This window comes from Marinococcus sp. LNSP9103-4 (assembly GCF_056034345.1).
Window position 1 is genome coordinate 132486 of record NZ_JBQLIA010000001.1, and the last position, 19089, is coordinate 151574.

18 protein-coding genes are annotated in these 19089 nt (G+C 49.1%); 1 reads left to right on the forward strand and 17 read right to left on the reverse strand.

Annotated elements, in window-relative coordinates:
- Window positions 1-122 precede the first annotated feature (122 nt).
- The 7 genes from ACTRXG_RS00665 to ACTRXG_RS00695 all read right to left on the reverse strand — a co-directional run bounded on the left by ACTRXG_RS00665 (window position 123) and on the right by ACTRXG_RS00695 (window position 6579).
- On the reverse strand, window positions 123-770 hold the full coding sequence (locus ACTRXG_RS00665) for a DUF4396 domain-containing protein (RefSeq protein ID WP_474283555.1): 648 nt from the start codon (window positions 768-770) through the stop codon (window positions 123-125).
- A gap of 107 nt (window positions 771-877) precedes the next feature.
- Window positions 878-2110 carry a CynX/NimT family MFS transporter gene (locus ACTRXG_RS00670; protein WP_474283557.1) on the reverse strand — a complete coding sequence of 411 codons (1233 nt, stop codon included), beginning with the start codon at window positions 2108-2110 and terminating at the stop codon, window positions 878-880.
- A gap of 125 nt (window positions 2111-2235) precedes the next feature.
- Window positions 2236-2760 (reverse strand): 5' nucleotidase, NT5C type, encoded by a 525-nt coding sequence (locus ACTRXG_RS00675; RefSeq protein WP_474261055.1) that lies wholly within the window; start codon window positions 2758-2760, stop codon window positions 2236-2238.
- A gap of 59 nt (window positions 2761-2819) precedes the next feature.
- A complete protein-coding gene (locus ACTRXG_RS00680; RefSeq protein WP_474283559.1) occupies window positions 2820-3911 on the reverse strand; it encodes an NAD(P)-dependent alcohol dehydrogenase in 1092 nt (363 codons plus the stop codon).
- A gap of 52 nt (window positions 3912-3963) precedes the next feature.
- Window positions 3964-5187, reverse strand: coding sequence for a dicarboxylate/amino acid:cation symporter (locus ACTRXG_RS00685; protein WP_474281124.1), 1224 nt, complete (start codon window positions 5185-5187; stop codon window positions 3964-3966).
- Window positions 5188-5284: 97 nt separating this feature from the next.
- Complete coding sequence (locus ACTRXG_RS00690) at window positions 5285-5800, reverse strand: N-acetyltransferase family protein (protein ID WP_474283561.1); 516 nt, start codon at window positions 5798-5800, stop codon at window positions 5285-5287.
- A 5-nt stretch (window positions 5801-5805) separates the two neighbouring features.
- Window positions 5806-6579: an NAD-dependent epimerase/dehydratase family protein gene (locus tag ACTRXG_RS00695; RefSeq protein WP_474283563.1), complete on the reverse strand. Its 774-nt coding sequence runs from the start codon at window positions 6577-6579 to the stop codon at window positions 5806-5808.
- Between the two features lie 140 nt (window positions 6580-6719).
- Here ACTRXG_RS00695 and ACTRXG_RS00700 point away from each other — a divergent pair, with 140 nt between their 5' ends.
- The gene (locus tag ACTRXG_RS00700; RefSeq protein ID WP_474261050.1) at window positions 6720-7181 is read left to right on the forward strand and encodes an OsmC family protein; all 462 of its coding nucleotides are present in this window, start codon (window positions 6720-6722) and stop codon (window positions 7179-7181) included.
- Between the two features lie 28 nt (window positions 7182-7209).
- Here the strand turns inward: ACTRXG_RS00700 and ACTRXG_RS00705 are convergent, their stop codons facing one another.
- The 10 genes from ACTRXG_RS00705 to ACTRXG_RS00750 all read right to left on the reverse strand — a co-directional run bounded on the left by ACTRXG_RS00705 (window position 7210) and on the right by ACTRXG_RS00750 (window position 19082).
- Entirely contained in the window at window positions 7210-7782 is a 573-nt protein-coding gene (locus tag ACTRXG_RS00705) for a thioredoxin family protein (protein WP_474283565.1), read from the reverse strand.
- A gap of 45 nt (window positions 7783-7827) precedes the next feature.
- Complete coding sequence (locus tag ACTRXG_RS00710; RefSeq protein ID WP_474281131.1) at window positions 7828-8577, reverse strand: sugar phosphate isomerase/epimerase family protein; 750 nt, start codon at window positions 8575-8577, stop codon at window positions 7828-7830.
- Window positions 8578-8675: 98 nt separating this feature from the next.
- On the reverse strand, window positions 8676-10166 hold the full coding sequence (locus tag ACTRXG_RS00715) for a rhamnulokinase (protein WP_474283568.1): 1491 nt from the start codon (window positions 10164-10166) through the stop codon (window positions 8676-8678).
- A complete protein-coding gene (gene rhaI / locus ACTRXG_RS00720; protein WP_474261046.1) occupies window positions 10163-11383 on the reverse strand; it encodes an L-rhamnose isomerase in 1221 nt (406 codons plus the stop codon). The genes ACTRXG_RS00715 and rhaI overlap by 4 nt, the downstream gene beginning before the upstream one ends.
- Before the next feature lie 119 nt (window positions 11384-11502).
- The gene (locus tag ACTRXG_RS00725; RefSeq protein ID WP_474283570.1) at window positions 11503-13590 is read right to left on the reverse strand and encodes a bifunctional aldolase/short-chain dehydrogenase; all 2088 of its coding nucleotides are present in this window, start codon (window positions 13588-13590) and stop codon (window positions 11503-11505) included.
- Between the two features lie 193 nt (window positions 13591-13783).
- A complete protein-coding gene (locus ACTRXG_RS00730) occupies window positions 13784-15091 on the reverse strand; it encodes a TRAP transporter large permease (RefSeq protein ID WP_474283572.1) in 1308 nt (435 codons plus the stop codon).
- Window positions 15082-15588, reverse strand: coding sequence for a TRAP transporter small permease (locus tag ACTRXG_RS00735; protein ID WP_474283574.1), 507 nt, complete (start codon window positions 15586-15588; stop codon window positions 15082-15084). The genes ACTRXG_RS00730 and ACTRXG_RS00735 overlap by 10 nt, the downstream gene beginning before the upstream one ends.
- 24 nt (window positions 15589-15612) lie before the next feature.
- Window positions 15613-16653 (reverse strand): TRAP transporter substrate-binding protein, encoded by a 1041-nt coding sequence (locus tag ACTRXG_RS00740; protein ID WP_474283576.1) that lies wholly within the window; start codon window positions 16651-16653, stop codon window positions 15613-15615.
- Window positions 16654-16831: 178 nt separating this feature from the next.
- Window positions 16832-17863 carry an aldose epimerase family protein gene (locus tag ACTRXG_RS00745; protein WP_474283578.1) on the reverse strand — a complete coding sequence of 344 codons (1032 nt, stop codon included), beginning with the start codon at window positions 17861-17863 and terminating at the stop codon, window positions 16832-16834.
- A gap of 28 nt (window positions 17864-17891) precedes the next feature.
- Window positions 17892-19082: a Gfo/Idh/MocA family protein gene (locus tag ACTRXG_RS00750; protein ID WP_474283580.1), complete on the reverse strand. Its 1191-nt coding sequence runs from the start codon at window positions 19080-19082 to the stop codon at window positions 17892-17894.
- Window positions 19083-19089: the final 7 nt, after the last annotated feature.

Sequence of the window (19089 nt, forward strand, 5' to 3'; positions counted from 1 at the left end):
GACTCTCTCTCCTTTTATGTTTCGCTGCATTATTTATATGAATTAAGCTTATCATATCCCCCGTCTCAGCTGACAAAATCTGCATAAAAAAAGCAGAAGACCATACAGCCTTCTGCTTCTGTTTACATCGCGTGCTTGATGCCTTTGTCGACGAGCCACCAGTTCACCGGATAGCTGGTTAAAAATCCGATAACCATCGCAATCTGCATCATAAACCAGAATGTTGGGCCGGCCGGGCTTGGCGGAGCCGCAAAGAACACAAAATGAACTAAAGCCATAAAACCAAACATACCGATCTGATAAGCAACAAGCGAGAGTGTATCCGCTTTGGCGGCTTGTTTGATGCCATGGCTTTTGCTCATCTGTTCATTCATCGGCAGGATAGACGCCAGCTGAAAGAAAATCCCGAACGTATAGGCCAGTATAAATTCCACGATATAGTCAGCGAACAGCCTGGTTCCTGCAATCGTCCACCCTAAAGCCACAACGATGGGAATACCTATAATATCTCCAAGCGCACATCCGGCGCCGCAATGACTGGTGGAGGCGACCGTTGACTGCCACATCGGCTTATCACCATGCCCTTTACGTCCGATATAATAATAGAAAAACAGTCCCAGTGGTCCCGAATACAGCACGGTCAGCGGCCATACAATATTCATAACCATCATTGGCTGCGGATTTCTCCGGACATCCACGATCACGATTGCCGTAGAAATAAAGGCAGCTGCCAATGAAACAACAGCAACAATAGAAATCGTATCCATCATATTGCCCCCTTTCTTTTTGTTTCATGGACAATGATACCCCGCATACGTATATTTTACACATCTGCAATACATAAAGAAGGCTTTCCATTTCGGAAAGCCTTCTCTGTTTATACTTCTTTGTTACGGCCGGCTCCCATACCGGCTCCCACCTGCAGAACGGATACAATCATTAAAATAAGCAGCGCAGGCATCCATGTTTCCCAGGCATCAAAGGAAGCACCTACCAGAATGGGTCCAAGGGCAGCCATAAAATAACCCACCGACTGGGCCATGCCCGATAAATCTGCTGCCCGCTGCGGAGTGGAAGCACGAATGCTCAACAAAGCAAGCGCCAGGCTGATGCTTCCGCCCTGTGCAAGGCCGACGAACAGTACCGCAATCGTAAGCATAAACGGCGCTGTGTTTGTCATAAGCAGCACCAGGCCGAGCACCGCCACCACACCGATCACGGAAATAATACCCTGCTGATTACGGAACCTGCCGGCAAGAATTGGCGTTAAAAAGGTAGCCGGAAGACTTGCGACCTGCATAAGTGCCACAAGCCAGCCCGCAGCTGCAAGCGACATGTTTCCAAGATTATTTAAAATATCCGGCAGCCAGGTGATAGTCACGTAAAATCCGATGGACTGCAGGCCCATAAATAACGTTACCTGCCAGGCGAGCGGAGACTTCCAAATTGAGCCTTCGGGCCTGCTTCGCTCCACCGCTCTCACGCGGCCCGGCATCTGCAGCTGCCTGTTTTTCAGCACAAATCCCCAGCACAATACTGCTGCTGCCGCGGGAACGACCCAGAACAGGAGCGACCACTGCCATCCCAGGCCGGCGCTGGCCGCAAGCGGCACCGAAACTCCTGAACCGACTGCCGCCATTAATACCATCGTAGTCGTATAAATACTGGTCATCACGCCGACATTATGCGGAAAGGACTCTTTAATGACACCCGGGAGGAGCACATTGAGCATCGCAATGCCCGCTCCGACAAGCAGACTGCCGGCAAACAAAAACAAGGCTTCGGGGACGTAGCGCATAACAATGCCCACAATGAGTACGATAACACCAACCATTAAAGCCCGCTGGTGCCCGATTTTTGCTCCGATTTTTGGCGCCACCGGCGAAACTACCGCAAACGTCAGCAGTGACAGAGTTGTAATCAAACCAGCCGTCCCTCTTGTCAGCGAAATATCTTCCCGGATTAACGGAATTAACGGACCGACGCTTGTTAACGCCGGCCGGAGATTGACTGCGAGCATGATGATTCCGGCAAACAGCAGGGCAAGCTGTGCTGTTGATAGATGCTGCCCCCGCTGCCGCAGCCTTTCTTCTGTCTGTTTATTCTGCATACTTCTCTCTCCTACGATCGCTTTTCATATTGGTTTACTCTACATTCTTTTTCATTGTACAACAACCTTTCTCTGCTTTTCTTCCTGCTGTCATTTTGATTCTCAATTTCAGAACAAGGGAGTCTTTAGGTTAAAAAATAGCGCCGGATGTCTTCCCAGTGATCAACTCTTGTATGAGCCGTATCATAAACGTTGTGAGGAGCGGTATATAAAATTCCTTTGCCGGCAAAGCGTTCAAAGTGTCTGGCATTATCATCTATCAAATAATCTGCATGAATGATGCTTTTATCGCCACAGAATACAAAATTCATGTCTCCCAAAAAAGATAAATTATCTTTCAGCCACTCGTATTTTGCCGCAAACGAGGGCGGGAATTCCATAGCTGCTGTTGTAATAAACACTTCATATTGTTTGGCAAGCTGCCCGATTACCTCCGGCGCACCGTCCATGACCTGCAGATGACGAAAAAAAGACGGCTCGTAGAAATAAGCTTTAATCTCATCATGAAGCTCCGGGTGCAGAGCCTCCAGCTTCATCCCTCTAAGATCCTCAGCTGTAACACTGTATCCGTAATCACTGTTAAATCTATGTAGCAGCGTTGGCAGCGTATTTACCGTGACTTCATCCATATCAATCGCTATCCGTTCCATGTGAAACCTCCCTTTTTACATTAAGAAGAAGCCGCGCAAATATGCGCAGCTTCCACCTGCTATTCAAATGTAATTACTGGTTTGATCGTTTTGCCCGCTTTCATATCTTCAAGGGCCTGCTCCAGATCTTCAAATGGATACATGGTAATCAATTTATCAAAAGGAAATTTGCCCTGCTTGTAATATTCCACAAGCATCGGAATAAACAGCTTCGGCACGACGTCTCCCTCTACGACACCTGACATAGTGGCGTTTGGCACGATGAAGTTCTGATGCACGTGAAATTCGGTATCTGCGCCAGCACCGACGACGGCCGACTCCCCTTTATAACGGAGCACCTCCATCGCCTGTTTTGCCAGGGCCGCCACTCCGGTGGATTCAAGCGCATAATCGGCCCCGCCATCGGTCCATTCCTTCACTTTTTCAACCACATCTTCCTTTTTACCATTGATCGTATTCGTAGCTCCGAGTTCTTTCGCAAGCTCCAGACGCTCTTCATTAACGTCGACAGCGATGACCTGCAGGGCGCCGGCGAGGTGGGCCGCCATAACGGCACTCATGCCGACTCCTCCGCAGCCAAAAACGACGATCGTATCGCCAACGCCTACGTTCAAACGGCTGAGAACTGTGCCTGCACCAGTCTGAACCCCGCAGGCTAAAGGACCGAGCAGACGGATATCTACGTCTCGACGGACTTTTACTACATTATTGACAGGTGTCACAGCGTAGGTGGCAAGTGACCCCTGGCCGAACAAAGAAGACACTTCACTGTCTTCACTGTGAAGACGCCGGGTGCCGTCGTTCATGGTGCCGCCAAAATTCAGGGCATTAAAATTTTCACATGCCCCTGGATGTCCTTCCAGGCAGTTACGGCATGTTCCGCAGTGCGAAAATGTGATAACCACATGATCGCCGGGCTCTACATCCTCGACCCCATCGCCGACCTTCTCCACCACACCTGCTCCTTCATGCCCTAAAGCAATCGGAAGCGGCGTCGGAATCTCCTGCTGCTGCACGCCGAGGTCGGTATGACAAATACCGGCTGCAGCAATTTTCACTCTCACTTCTCCTGTTTTCGGTTCATCGAGTTCTGCTTCTGTATGCTGAATGGCGCCAGCTTGTTCACTGACTACCGCTGCTTGAATTTTCATTGTTATCCCTCCTGCTTGGTTCTTCCCGATAGAACGCAAAGGAAAACCGAGTCTAGAAGTGAACATTCATCCAATTTTTACCTTCCAAATACCTTGCTACAAGCATACTTGAAACGTTATCACCCGCAACGTTTACAGTTGTCGCAGGAGGATCAACAACAATCCCGATAGCAGTAATAATAGGCAGGGCTTCAATAGGCAGGCCGTAGAGCGTAATAATCATAATTTCTCCAATAAACCCTCCGCCGGGCACCCCGCTCATCACCATTCCACTGAGCAGCGCAATGCCGATCGCAGTTAAATATGTATCTAACCCGGTAAATTCCATTTGAAAAACACCGAATACAAAAGCTATTTTTAATATAGCTGATAAGCAGGAACCATCCATATGTATGGTAGCTCCGATAGGAAGTATCGTTTCTCTTATATCTTTAGGTACTCCGGCATTTCTGGCTGCGTTTAAGTTCACCGGCAGAGATGCTACGCTGCTGGCTGTACCAAGTGAAGTTACCGCCGGTGCAAAGATATTTTTCCAAAAGCGGCTGAATCCCTGCTTTCCTCCGGCCACCCAGGCATAAAAAGAAAAACCAAGAATAAAATACAAAATAGCTACCGGGTAATAAACTGCTACTGCTTTAGCGTATTCTCCGATCAATTGTGGGCCGTATTCCCCTACCAGAGCTGCAAAATAAGCACCTAGCCCAATTGGGGCGTAATAAAGAACCAGAGCCACTATTTTCATAAATACTTCCGACCCGCTCTGTAAAAACCGTGCAAAGGGCTTTCCAGCTTCCCCCGATAAACCTGTAGCTACGCCGACAAGCATCGCAAAAACAATAAGAGCGAGCATATTTTCAGTTGAAAAGATGTCTATAAAATCAGAAACTGTGAATGTCTCTACAAGCTGATCAGCAAACGAGCCCTCTTCCTCCTGCTGAGATGGCTGCTCTTCGCTTACACTTACGTTTTCTGCAGGCGGAAAAACTACAACAGCCGCCAGCATAAGGCAGGAAGAAATAATGCCGGTTATTATAAAAACAATCATCATTGAACCCAGAATACGACCAAGCCGCTTCACCGAATCCATGACCGCTACGGCTGAAGCAATAGAAAAAAACACCAATGGTACTACAATAGTAAACATCATATTTAAAAATAAATCACCGAGAGGCTGAACCACCATGGCGTCTTCGCCCCAAATAAAACCCGCTATGCTTCCAATGATAATAGCAATAAGCATAATTACCGGAAACCGATATGCTTTCCAGGATCCCATGCTTTCACTTCCTTTCCTTTTAAACTTTAAGATAATAAATAATATTATTTATTATACGGAAAGCTGAAGTGGAAAACTATGGAACTTTAAACATTTTTTATTTTTTTAAAAAGCAAACCATCCAGTGCTCGTCATCGTATCCTTTTTCTGTTTTCATCGCTTCTTTTTCTGTCGAAAAAACAGAAAATCCGCAGGCTTCGTACAGGCGGACCGCATGCTTATTTTTACTCACTACGGTTAACTGCACCTGTTCCACCCCGTCTTTATCTGCCTGCTTCAAAGCAGCCTCTACGAGCCTGCCTCCAAACCCGTATCCCCTGAACACTGGCTTTACATACATAGCGAGAATCGTCGCTTTATGCTGAAGCTTCTGCATTTGCATCGGGAGCAGAGTGATGACACCCGCAAGCTCGCTTCCGACCTCTATGCCCCATGTAAAAGACCGGCTTCCTTCCAGCCTTTCTTTATATTTTCTGACCAGATCCGGGTTCTGTTTTTCCTCTTCCAGGGTGGAAGCAAAGGCCTCCGGGCTCTCCTCCAGGGCCTTCATCCGAAGCTCTGCGTATGCTTCAGCGTCTCCGCCTCCTAAGGCCTTCAATTCTGCTTCCTGCACTCGTCTTACCTCCCATTCTCTTTTCCGAAGTCCTTCGCCGTAAAGTCTCCTCCTTTTTTCGGATGACTCCCTGCCTCTACTTCACCAGCGTAGTCTTCTGCATTCTCCCGTGGCTCGTAGCCAATCTCTTTTGCCCGTTTATTTTCAAACCTTGCCCGGGTGTTATTTGAAATGCCGTAAACAATCAGATACTCAGGCACTGAGCACGTGAGCGCTGCTTCAAATAATCGCTCTGCATCACGGGGGCTGAACCAGTTTTCCAAATCGTGTTCGGATGCCGGCCGGTCCTGAAAATTACAGATGCGCACTCCAATGCCTTTTAAACCAAATTTGTCGTGATAATAACGACCGAGCGCTTCCCCGTAAGCCTTACTAACCCCGTAAAGTGTGTCAGGGCGCACTGGTGAGACTTCGTTCACCCATTCATCCGCCGGATAAAAGCCGACCGCATGGATGCTGCTTGCAAAAATCAACCGTTCCACGCCGGCCTCCGCCGCCGCCTCCATCACATGAAACGTACCTTGTATATTCGCCTGCTCAATGGATTCAAAGTCCACCTCAACCGGTATTCCTCCCAGATGTATGACCGCATCCACCCCTTGCATCAGATCGCGGACCTCTGCTTTATTCGTAATGTCCGCTTCCTTGAATGTTTCTTCGCTTGTTAAATCCTCCGGAGTTTTCGTGTCTGTCAGTACAAGATCAAAACGCTTTGACAGGTAGTTTCTCAGCACAGTGCCGATTGTACCCGCAGCTCCCGTAAGCAATACCTTCTTCATATGTAAGTCTCCCCTTTCATGTCATATTCTTTTATAAACCTTTTCCTTTTATTTGAAACCTATGGCAGGCACTTTTTTTGCTTTTCCTTTGTTTATTTTTTATCCTCAAGAAAAGACTTTATATAAAGAAGGGATACGTTATGGCTATCGAACACTTCCATTTAACGGCGGAGTGGCCCGGCGGCCGCAATGCAGTCGGCTCTATTGATGCCGGCCAATTGAAAACGAATATTTCCATTCCCGAAGAAATGGACGGACCGGGCGTTGGCACTAATCCAGATGAAATGCTCCTGGGCGCCGCAGCTACATGCTACATCATCACACTCGGTGCCATGCTTGAACGGGCAGAGCTTCCGGTCGACTCCATGGCGCATACGAGCGAAGGCCGCGTAGATGTTACAAACGGCGTATTTACGTATAAAGAAATTATCCATCGCCCGGTGATCACCCTCGAAGCCGGCGCTTCCGACAAACAGATGGAAAAAGCGCAGAAGCTGATTGAAAAAGCGGAAGCAGGCTGTATGATTTCCCGGGCCATTCAGGGGAACGTGGAGCTTACGCTCGAACCAACGCTCCGCCGCACAGATAAAGCCCGTACCTGAAAAGGCACGGGCTTTTTTATACGAGCTCTCAGCACTGCTCGAGCAGGTTGGTGAGTTCGTATACGACCAGCCGCTGATAGTCTGCGTCATCGCCGTATCTGGAAAAAATACTTTCGTATGCTGCCGAGCGTTCATCTGCGTACGTTTCATCATTTTCTGTCAGGCCGAGACTTTTGAAATGCTTCATCGGCTCCTGAATAAAAGCGGGCCTCGGTCCCCAGCTGAAATAAACCTTTCCGTGTTCATCAGAAACTACCACTTTTGGCACTGACGTGCCGCCAAGCGTCCGGAATTGATCGATAAAATCCGGGTGTTCCTCCTGAATAAACACTTCCACCGGAATACCTGCTTTCCGCATCACTTCCACGATTACCGGAAAGTTCCGGTGCACATCCCCGCACCAGTCGGATACAAGAATAGCGCAGTGCAGATCATCCCGTGACTGCAGGGCGAGCAGCTTATCCTCCGGGTGATGCTTCCAGGAAAAAGCAGCCTGCCACGGCTCCATTTTCTCCCGGTAAGTGGGGCGCATGCGTTCAACAAAATCATCTACGGCCAGACCACGGCCTATTTTATCTGAAATATCAAATGCGGATGGCATAATTATCGTCCTCCTTGATAGTTCTCTACCTCAGCCGCCGTTTCTTTAAACAAATGTATTCTGGATGTAATTCATGCTTATCTGCACACTTTCAAGCGGCTTACGCCTCGAAGCGTCCTGCTCCACGATCTGCCAGGAAGCCCCGGCTTCCTCTGCTTTTTTCATAATCGCCTCAATATCCATTTTGCCTTCGCCCAGCTCAGCAAAAAACTCCTCGCCGTCGGCGGTCATATCTTTAATATGCACAAGCGAAAGCCGCTCCCTCAGCTGTTCCATCCAGGCAAAAGGGTCTTCCCCCGCCTTCTGCACCCAGTATGTATCAAGCTCTACCTGCACGTGCTCCGGCTTCATTTCCTCCAGCATCACTTCAAACGGCAGTCGCCCTTCGAGCGGAAGCAGTTCAAAATCATGGTTATGATACGAAAATGTGATCCCTTCCTTCCGGCATGCTTTTCCGATCCTGTTCAGCTCCTTTGCCGTCTGCTTATAAGCTTTCAGACTCGAACGTTTTTCTTCTTCGAGATATGGACACACAATGTGGCGGCACCCAAGCGCCAGGTGCTTTTGTATTACGCCGTCCAGGTCATCCTGCAGCTGTTCGAGCGGTACATGGCTCGAGACTATCTGAAGGCCAATATTCTTCATTGTCCCAGCGAGCTCCTCCGTACCGAAGCCGCCGCTTTGACCGGCCAGCTCCACCGCTTTGTATCCCATGGTTCTCACCTGCTGAAGCGTTCCGATAAAATCCTCTTCAAGCTCATTTCGAAGCGTGTAAAGCTGCAGTGCAATGTTCATAGATTCCTCTCCTTTTGGTAAACGTTTACATATAGTATATACGGTTTTGCCGCTCTATACAAAAAAGCCTCCGGAACAGAGTCCGGAGACCTTTCTCATTACGCTTTTTTTGCTTTCGATAAACCGTTTCTAAGGCCTGTCTTTTCACAGAACGACTCGTATTCCGTATTCCAGGCAGTATGCTCTTTCGGGGAAAAGGCGTTTACGTCCACTGCTTCACGGATATACTTCCGCGCTTCGTGGCGGTCCTTGATTTTTCCGGCGGCGGTCAGCTGCACGGTAACATTACCGAGGGCACTCGCTTCCTTCGGCCCGGCCCATACATTACGCCCAAGCGCATTCGCTGTAAACTGGGAAAGATGCGTATTTTTTATCCCGCCACCGACCATATACAGCCCGGAAAATGACTGGCCGGAAAGCTGTTCCGTACGCTCGAGCACGTGCCGGTATTTCATTGCCAGACTCTCCATAATGCACCGAACAATTTCTCCCTTCGTTTCAGGGACTTTTTGGCCGGTCTCCCGGCAGTAATGCTGGATTTGGGAAGGCATGTCTGCCGGATGCAAAAACTGGAGATCATCCGGATCGATAAATGACTGAAAGGCCGGGGCTTCTTCCATTTGGGCAAGCAGTGCTTCATGGGAAACATCATCGCCGCGCCAGACACGCCGGCATTCTTCGAAAATCCACAGCCCCATAATGTTTTTCAGCAGCCGGAAGGTCCGCTCGACACCGCCTTCGTTGGTGAAATTCCATTCAAACGCTTCCGGAGTCGTAGCAGGCTCTTCAATCTCGGTGCCCATCAGCGACCATGTGCCGCAGCTCAAATAGGCAAAGGAGGAGGATTCAGCTGGAACTCCGGCTACCGCTGCCCCCGTATCATGTTCGGCGCTTGTGTAGACAGGTATTGCCGGCACCTGCAGCTCCTGCTGCAGATCCTCACGCAGCTCTCCCACCCGGGTACCCGGCATCACTACATCAGGCATCCACTCCCGCGGCACGCCGATAGCTTTTAACAGCTCCTCGTCCCAGTCCATTTTCCGGGGGTTAAACAGCTGGGTCGTGGTCGCATTTGTAAATTCACTTTTCATTTCTCCCGTTAAAAAGTAGCGAAGCAGGTCAGGGATCATTAAGAGCGTCCGCGTTTCCTTTAAAACTGGGGAATCGGTCTTCACCATCGCTTCAAGCTGATAAATAGTGTTAAATGGCAGAAACTGAATGCCGGTGCGTTCAAAAATAAATTTTTTGCCGAGACGCTCCGTTACCTGCTCCATCACTCCGTCTGTATGAGGATCGCGGTAATGATACGGGTGGCGCAAAAGTTCCCCATCCTTCCCTACACAACCGAAGTCGACCGCCCAGCTGTCGATGGCGATGCTTTCAATGTCCTGGCGCTCCTCGTAAGCAGCACGAATGCCTTCTTTTAATTCATGAAAAATGCGGTAAATATCCCAGTGAAAACGGCCATTCACCCGCACCGGTTCATTTTTAAAGCGGTGCACATCCATGGTTTCAAGCCGTCCGGCTTCGATCCAGCCAAGCACAGCTCTTCCGCTGCCTGCCCCTAAATCGAACGCGAGTACACTCACCAGCTGGCACCACCTTTGCCGCGGGAGAGAATTTTTTCCCCATAGCCGCTGGCGTGATAAGCGTCCATCGGCTTCACCGAAGCTCCCGCTTCTTCGCGAAACGCTTCGAGCAGCGGTGTAACGTCGGCTTCAAAGGCAGACCGGATCGCGCGTTCAGCACCGAGAACGTCCTGCTTCTCCTGAGCGTTTCTCAGCTCCTCCAAATTCACCAGGCACGCCTTGGCATACATCGTCTGAACGTTTTCAATCGAACGGATCATGGCTGGGATTTTTGGTTCCAGGTTGTGGCACTGGTCGAGCATATACGCGATGTTCTCTGCGTTTTGACGTACCGCTGGATCCGGGTCCTCTTCAGCCTGCACAATCTGCTGCAGAATTAAAAATACTTCATACGGGTCATGCGCGCCGACAATAAGATCATCATCTGCATACTTGCGGCTGTTAAAGTGAAAGCCGCCCAGCTTCTGTTCGTCGAGCAGGTACGCCACAATGTGCTCGATATTAGTCGCCTGCGGATGGTGTCCGGTGTCCACCAGCACTTCCGCTTTGCTGCCAAGCTTGTTGGCTGCGTTAAATGCCATGCCCCAGTCTGCAAAATCAGTGTGATAAAATCCCGGTTCGAAAAACTTGTATTCAATCAGCATGCGCATCGAATCGTCCAGTGCATCATACGTGCTTTTCAGTCCTTCAAGCATCCAGTTTTTCCGCTTTCGAAAGTCCGCCTGCCCCGGGTAGTTGGTACCATCGGCAAACCAGAGGCTTAACACATTGGAATCTACTTCCCGGGCAATGTCAATGCATTCAAGCAGATGATCGAGCGCCTTCCGGCGGATCGCCGGGTCCGTATTGGTTAAGCTGCCGAATTTATAATCGTCATCCTGAAACAGATTCGGATTCACGGCTCCAATACTCACGCCAAGACCTTCTGCGTGCGCTTTCAATTCCTTGTAATTATCTACTTTATCCCACGGAATATGAATCGCAACTGAAGGGCTTGACCCGGTGTGCTTATGCACCTGAGCGGCGTCCTCTAATTTTTCAAAAGGATCTCGCGGTATGCCTTCCTGCTGAAATACTTTAAAACGGGTGCCGGAATCTCCAAAGCCCCAGGAAGGGGTTTCGACCTGCAGCTTCTGCAGCTTCTTTTTCACCGCTTCGAGGTCAATGCCCCTTGCCTGCTGCTGTTCTTCGAATAATGTATAATGACGATCACTCATGTGTTATCCTCCTATCTCTATTTCAAAAGCGGGACGCACCGAAGCCGTACCGCCGTCTGTCTTCTTTATTCAGGAGGGGCACGCCCGCCGGAGAGCGGCAGGCAGCTCCTTGTTTTCGTTTAGCGTGTAAAGGCCGCTGGCACACCGCCGTCTACGGTCAGCATGCATCCAGTCGTTTTTTCTGATTTTGATGAAGCGAAGAAAGCAATCGCCTCTGCAATATCCTCCGGATAAATATTAACCAGCAGCGTTGTACGTTTACGGTAATGTTCATCCAGTTCGTCAGCTTCAATACCGTAGGCCGCCGCCCGTTCTTGCTTCCACGAAGAGGTCCATATTTTCGATCCCTGCAGCACTGCGTCCGGCAGAACAGAGTTCACACGGATGCCGTACTCGCCGCCTTCTGCTGCGATGCAGCGTGCAAGGTGGGTTTCAAGCGCCTTTGCCGAGCTGTATGCTGCCGCATTTTTTCCGGCATATACAGAGTTTTTAGACCCAACAAAGACCATATTTCCTCCGGCCCCCTGGGCTTTCATCTGAGTAAATGCTTCACGGGCCACCAGGAAGTAGCCGGTACCAAGCACGTCCATATTCAGCTGCCACTGCTTCAGCGTCGTTTCGTCGAATGGGCTTGAAGAAGCCAGACCAGCGTTGTTCACGATGATATCCACACCCCCGTACTGCAGAGCCGCTTCTTTAAAGGAAGCCGCGACAGCTTCTTCAGAGGTGACATCCATCGCTACAGCATAGGCTCTTTCTTCTCCGTATGCCTGCGTATATTCTTCGGCTTTTTCCTGTGCGCCCTCGGCGTTTAAGTCGGCAATCACGACATGAGCACCGTCGCCTAGTAGTTCTCTGCAGGCTGCCGATCCGATACCGCCGGCTCCTCCGGTAATAAATGCCACCTGTCTCGAGAACTCTGCTTCCGGTGGAGCGAGAGAAAGCTTATACAGCTCAAGCGGCCAGTACTCCACGTTATAGGATTCATTTTCCGACAGAGAAACGAAGGAACCGAGAGCGGTGCTTCCTTTCATTACAGCAATCGCCCGGTGGTAAAGTGCTCCACTTACGTTAGCCATCCGCTTATCCTTGCCGGTATTGACCATACCTACGCCCGGAATTAAAATGACGCGCGGCGCCGGCTCAAACATTGTGTCGCCGTCATTTTTGTTTCTTTCAAAGTACTTGGTGTATTCCTGCTTGTATGTCTCGATGCCTGCTTTTACTTTTTCAACCAGAGCGTCTTCTCCCTCGGATGGCTTCCAGTCAACAAACAGAGGCGTTCGTTTCGTGTGCACGAGGTGGTCCGGGCAGGCAGCTCCCACCTGTGAAAGCTCAGGCGCGTCTTTACTGTTCACGAATTCAAGCACTGCTTCGTCATCGGAGTAAGAAAGGATCATTTTTTTATGGTCGCTCACTGCTCCGCGGATAACCGGCATGACTCCGGCAAGCAGTTCTTTGCGTTCTTCTTCCGGCAGCGCTTTTGTATGTTCGCCTCCAAAAACGGTTTGCTGATTTTCCTGCGTTTTTACAATGTAGTCTTCTGCTTTCTGAATTACTTCAATAGTGTGGTCGTAGCTTTCTTTCGATGTTTCTCCCCATGTGACCAAACCGTGCTTTTCCATCAGCACCATTTCTGCTTTCGGATTGTTCTGTACGCCTTCGGCGATCATTTTGGACAGTGTAAAGCCCGGACGTACATACGGTACCCAGACAAACCGATCCCCGAATATTTCCCGGGCAATATCCTTGCCGTTGTCTGCGCAGCAGATACTGATGATGGAATCCGGATGCGTATGATCCACGTGTTTAAAAGGCAGAAAAGTGTGGAGAAGCGTTTCAATGGATGAACGCGGATGGCCCGGGTCGATCATGCAGTGACGCAGGTAGGCTACCATTTCCTCGTCCGGCATTTCTTCGCGCTCCATTAACGGGCGGATATCTTCCATACTCAAAGCGGTAAAGTGTTTTTCTTCCATGGTTGCAAGGTCCGAGCCGCTTCCCTTTACCCACATTACTTCAATATCACGTCCGCGAAAATCCTTTTCCGTGGTTTTCAGTGACGTATTTCCACCGCCCCAATTGCATACCGAACGGTCCTGGCCCAGCAGGTTGGAACGGTAGCGAAGCTGCTCTACGCCGGTCTTGAACCTGGATGCTTCGTTTTCGTCCCAGAGGTTTTTCACCTTTTTAACGTTTGTAATCATTCTTCACCCTCCATTTAATCTTCTTTAAGCGTTTTCATACACCTATCCTATCATAAACTACGGCAAAAACAAACATAAAACAAAATAAAACAAATAAAATTCACTATAATTTTCGTCGCTTTCACTTTCAATTTTTAAAACTTATTTTATTAGTAAAGCAGCCCTGCTTTACGCAGAACTGCTTTGCAAGCTGTCACTCCACCAGGCCGAACAGCCTTGGCAGGAACAAACTGATTTCTGGAATAAATGCCACTAAGACCAGTGCTGCCACAAGCGGCACATAGAACATCATCAGCTTTGGTATAATCTTTTCAATTGATACTTTGCTGACACTGCTGCCGATAAATAGTACAGTTCCGATTGGAGGTGTCGTAACCCCGATCGCAAGTGCCATTGCCATAATCATTCCAAAGTGTACCGGATGAATCCCCATCTCTGTGGCCACCGGGAACATAATTGGGGTGAAAATCAGCAGGGCTGGAGCGACGTCCATAAACGTGCCGACAACTAACAAAATTAAAAGCATAATAAGTAATAAAATAATGGTGTTATTGGTAACCGACAGCATCGCATTAGTGATCGACTGTGGAATTTCCGCATACGCAAGCACCCAGCTCATCGCCGTCGATGCACCGATCAAAAGCAGAATAATGCCCGAATAGGAAACAGTCTCTTTCAAAATCTTTGGAAAATCAGAAAGTGAAAGACTTCGGTAAATCAGGCAAAGCAGAAGTGCATAAAATACTGCTACCGCCGCACCTTCCGTTGCTGTGAATATTCCGCCGGCAATACCGCCGATGACGACTACAATCAAAAACAAACTAGGCACAGCCTGCCATACGATTTTTACTGCTTCACTGGCTCCCGTTTTATCAGCAACTGGATATTTCGCCCGCCTGGCAAGAATGTAAGCAACAATTATTAACAGTCCGACCATCAGGAGCCCCGGCAGATACCCGGCGATAAACAAAGCTCCGATCGACGTTCCGCCAGTTAACAGCGAATAAATAATCGGCATACCGCTTGGCGGGATAATCAGCCCGGTCGGTGCCGAAGCAATGTTAACCGCCGCAGAATAAGAAGAAGAATAGCCTTCTTTTTCCTGCTGGGGATGCATGATTCTTCCCATCGAGGCAGCCGCAGCGATCGCTGAGCCCGAAATAGCGCCAAACAGTGTGTTACCGATAATGTTCGTATGCGCAAGTGATCCGGACATCCTCCCGCCGATCAGCTTTGCCAGGTTAATCAGTCTAAGAGCAATACCACCATTGTTCATAATGCTTCCCGCAAGCATAAAGAATACAAGCGCGAGAAGCACGGTGCTGTCCACCCCGGTAATTAACTGCTGGGACACCGCAAGAAGCGACGCGTCCACGGATAAAATCAGCAGAGCCGCTGCGAATGTTGCGGCTGCGATACTTACCGCGATCGGTACGCCAATAAATAAGAATAGGAAAAACAATCCAAATAATATAACGCCAGTCCAAACAGCTACATCCATTTATGATCCCCCTTTTCTTCAATACGGGGCGTGTCCACTTCCCGGCGGTTCATCATGTTGTAAATTTGATAGAAAATAACGATGACCCCGCTTACCGGAAGTATGCCGTAAATCATTCCCATTGGAATTCTTAAAATAGGAGAAAGCTCCGCCATTGTTGCATTTGCAATCGTATAGCCGCCAATTACCAGAACAAACAATGCAAAACCGATGACAATCAGATCAATCAGCCACCGGAGCCCCAGGTGGGCTTTTCCGGTAATTTTGTCTCTTAAAAAAGAGATGGCTAAATGCTCGTCCTGACCAAATGCATACGCTCCTCCTAAAAAAGCGATCCAGATTAATGAAAAACGCAGTACTTCTTCTGTAATAATACTCGGATCTCCAAGTACAAACCTCGTAAATACCTGCCATATCGCCGCTACAGTCAGAAATATAACCAGGGCACTTGTAATAACTAAAAGCACCATGTCGATACTCTTTTTTACTGCCTGCATGTTCCTCACCCCTTACCTGTCCACTTATTCTTCCATTGCTTCAATTTCACTGATCACGTTATCAACGTCCGGATTTTCCGATCGTCGTTCCTCAATAAGAGGCTCCACCTTTTCCCGGAATGGTTCCTGATCAGGATAAGAGAACTCCACGCCCATTTCCTCTTCCGCCTGCTGCATGCTTTCTTCAATCATGTCATCCCAGCGTTCGTTGTGCGTTTCCGTCGTTTCCTCCCCGGCTTCCTGAATGGCCGTACGTTCTTCCTCGCTTAACTCCTGCCATGTCTCATCACTCATAATGAGAAAGTCTGGTATACGTGTATGCTCATCAAACGAAAACTGTTTTGCCACTTCACCGTGATTGGCGTCCGTCAGGGCAATCGGACTGCTTTCTGCTCCGTCAATGACCCCTTGCTGCAGGGACGTGTAAACTTCAGTTGCTGCTAGTGGTGTCGGCGAAGCACCGAGCATTTCCATTGTTTCAATCGAAGTAACGTTCGTCATCGTCCGGATTTTCAGCCCCTGGAGGTCCTCCGGGCTTTCTACTTTTGTATTCCGCGTATAAAAGCTCCGTGCGCCTGCATCATAATAAGTGATGCCGCGAAGCTGGGCTTCTGATAAATCGCTGTACATTTCATCAATTGTATCCGTTTCCATAAATGAGCGGAATTGTTCGTTACTCGAAAATATATACGGCAGACTGAAGACAGAGAACTGCTGATCAAAGCTTTCAACGACCCCGCCGTTTACCTTGGCGAAATCAATCACTCCGTTCTGCACCAGCTCCATTACCTTCGTTTCCCCGCCAAGAACGCCCTCTGCGTAAATATCCACCTGTACGCTTCCGTCAGTCTTTTCTTCCACTTTATCAGCAAAGTCTTCAAGGCTTTGGTATACAGGACTTGCATCGTTGTGAATGTGTGCAAGTGTTAATGTTTGTGTTTCTTCTGCATTCGCTTCTGTTGCTTCTGAGGAATTACTTCCACTTCCGCCACAGCCCGCGAGTGTCAGCAGTGCCGAAGAAGTTAATGCTATCGTTCCGGCCCGTGCCCATTTCCACTTTTTCATATAAGAAACCCCTTTCTATTTTGTCAGCAAGGAAACATCTGATCTCTACTGCTTTGTTATTATTTTAAGCGCTTTCAAAACTTAAGTCTTATTAAATTAAGAATTTCACTCTCAATTTCAGAAGAAAACAGAAGAATTCTATAAAAAAACAACTCCGAAAGAGTTGTTTTTTTCTTGGTTATAGTGTATTTAATCGAAAGGTCGTAGAACTTTGAAAATGTTTTTCTGCCTTCAGATATGCAGTCGGTTTTCCTAAATGAGCAAAATCCACCGGCAGATGCTGGGTCTCGATGCAAATCCCGCGGTGCTTTTCTTTAGGTCCCGCTTCAAAATCCTGGTCAGGCACGTTGTTTGATGTATACACGACAGCTCCTGGGGCGCTTGTAATAATATCAAGCCGCCGTCCTGAAGCCTCATCCCATAGGCTTGCCTGCGGTTCTTTTTCTTCTTTGAGAATGAAGAAATGGTCAATGCCGCCAGCTACATCACGCACCTGCTCATGGGAGCTGTCGATATGTTCGCCAAGCGGCTTACTTCCGTTTAGTTCAAAGGGCGTTCCTGCCGTTGGCAGCAGTTCCCCTGTAGGAATCAGCTCACTGTCAAGCTCCAGCACATCCGATGCGTGAACCTTAGCATACTGTTCTGTGACCGGAAGCTTGTTATTTCCACTCAGATTTATGTACATATGCTGGGTCGGGCTGAACCAGGTATCGGTATCTGACTCTCCCTCGTATTCGACGGTAAAATCGCCGCCGGCCTCCACAGTATATGTGACAGATGCTTTCACGTTCCCAGGATAGCCATCGGTGCCGTCTGTTCTGCTAATCGAAAGACGCACCCATGCCTGCTGTTCATTTTCGCCGGTGTCTGCTTCCCAGTAAACATTGCCAAAGCCGCCGTCTCCTCCGTGCAGATGATGCCTGCCTTCATTCCTAGTCAGGGCGTGCTTTCTGTCCGCTGCAGTCATCTGCCCTTCCTTGACGCGTCCGGCAACCGGACCGACGACTGCGCCAAGAAAAATACTGTCCCGCTCGTACTGTTCCGGTCCTGCATAGCTGAGCAGAATATTTTCTTCGATGCCGTTACGGTCCTTCGCCCATATCCGTTGAATTCTTGCTCCGAAGTTCAGCAGTTCGACCCGTGGGCTTTTTCCTTTTTGGATTATCCATTTCCGCATTTTCTGGTGCTCTAGCTCTTCTTCCTGAATCATGCTTTTGTCCCCCTTATATAATGCATATTCAATACGGATAGCGGATGGGGTTAATGCTCATCATTTTCTTTCCCCGTGCCCAGGAGGCTGGAGTTTCCCCTGGAAGCTTCCGCTCAGCGTAGCAGGTTTCAAGCACCTCTGCGAGTCCCGGAACATACGTTAAACCGAGGGAGACGTCTACCTGTTTATCCTCCTCCGCAAATGCATAGCTTTCCGGAAATGCCTGATGCACGCTTTCGATGGTCAGCAGATGAGAGTAAGAGGCTTCCAGCCCGCAGCGGATATCCTGGGAATTCCCAAGCACCGCATCGATACACACATCAAGTTTATGCATATGCTCACTCTCAGGATCATTATAGCTTTTTTCTGCCCCGCTGTGCCACAATGCTTTCATCGGGCTGCCCCATTCATAGGAAACTACCGCCTCCTCAAACTCCATATAAAAAGAGGGGTTCACTTCTTTTTCAACCGCATGTGAAGCGAAGAATGTCAGATCCACATCTTCATCAGTTACCGCCCGTAGTGCACAAGTATCAAATGTCTCAATCGGGTTGGCACGGTAGACTTCCATCTCCAGCATGTTTATTTTTGCGCTTTCGTTTTTCGTACTCCCAAGCACGTAAAATAAATTGTGCATAAAGTGAGCTGTCGCGTTATTCGCCACGCTGTCAAAAATCGGGGCGCCGCCTCCGCCAAGCTTTTTCCCCGCCCAGCTGGAGCGGCCGTAATAGGCATCGTTCCGCGGCCAGAGCACCAGGGCGCTTCCGTGCAGCGGCCGGCCGAATTTACCCGTCTGAATATCTTCCTTGAACTCGAGCACGGCGTCACTAAACGACCAGTTAAAGCCGACTGCTAAAAATTTTCCGGTTTCGTCGCGCACCCGGCGCATTTCTTCCGCTTCCTCCCAAGACGCCGACGCCGGTTTTTCGCAGAGCACGTGACTTCCCGCCCTCATTGCTGTCACTGCCTGGCCGGCATGAAGATGAATAGGTGTCGCAATTACTGCCAGTTCAGCTTCCTTTTCGGCGTAAAAAGCCTCAAGTGATTCGTACACCGGGATGCCTGCTGCCTGAATATCCGGATAAAAGGAGCTGTTTTCCGGAAAAATGTCGACCACGCCTACGAGCCAGGAAAGGCGGTTTTGTTCTTTTAAAGTCTGCAAATATAATTCTCCGTATCCTGCTGTGCCTGCCAGGACGATCCGACATGACTGTTCCATGTTGGCC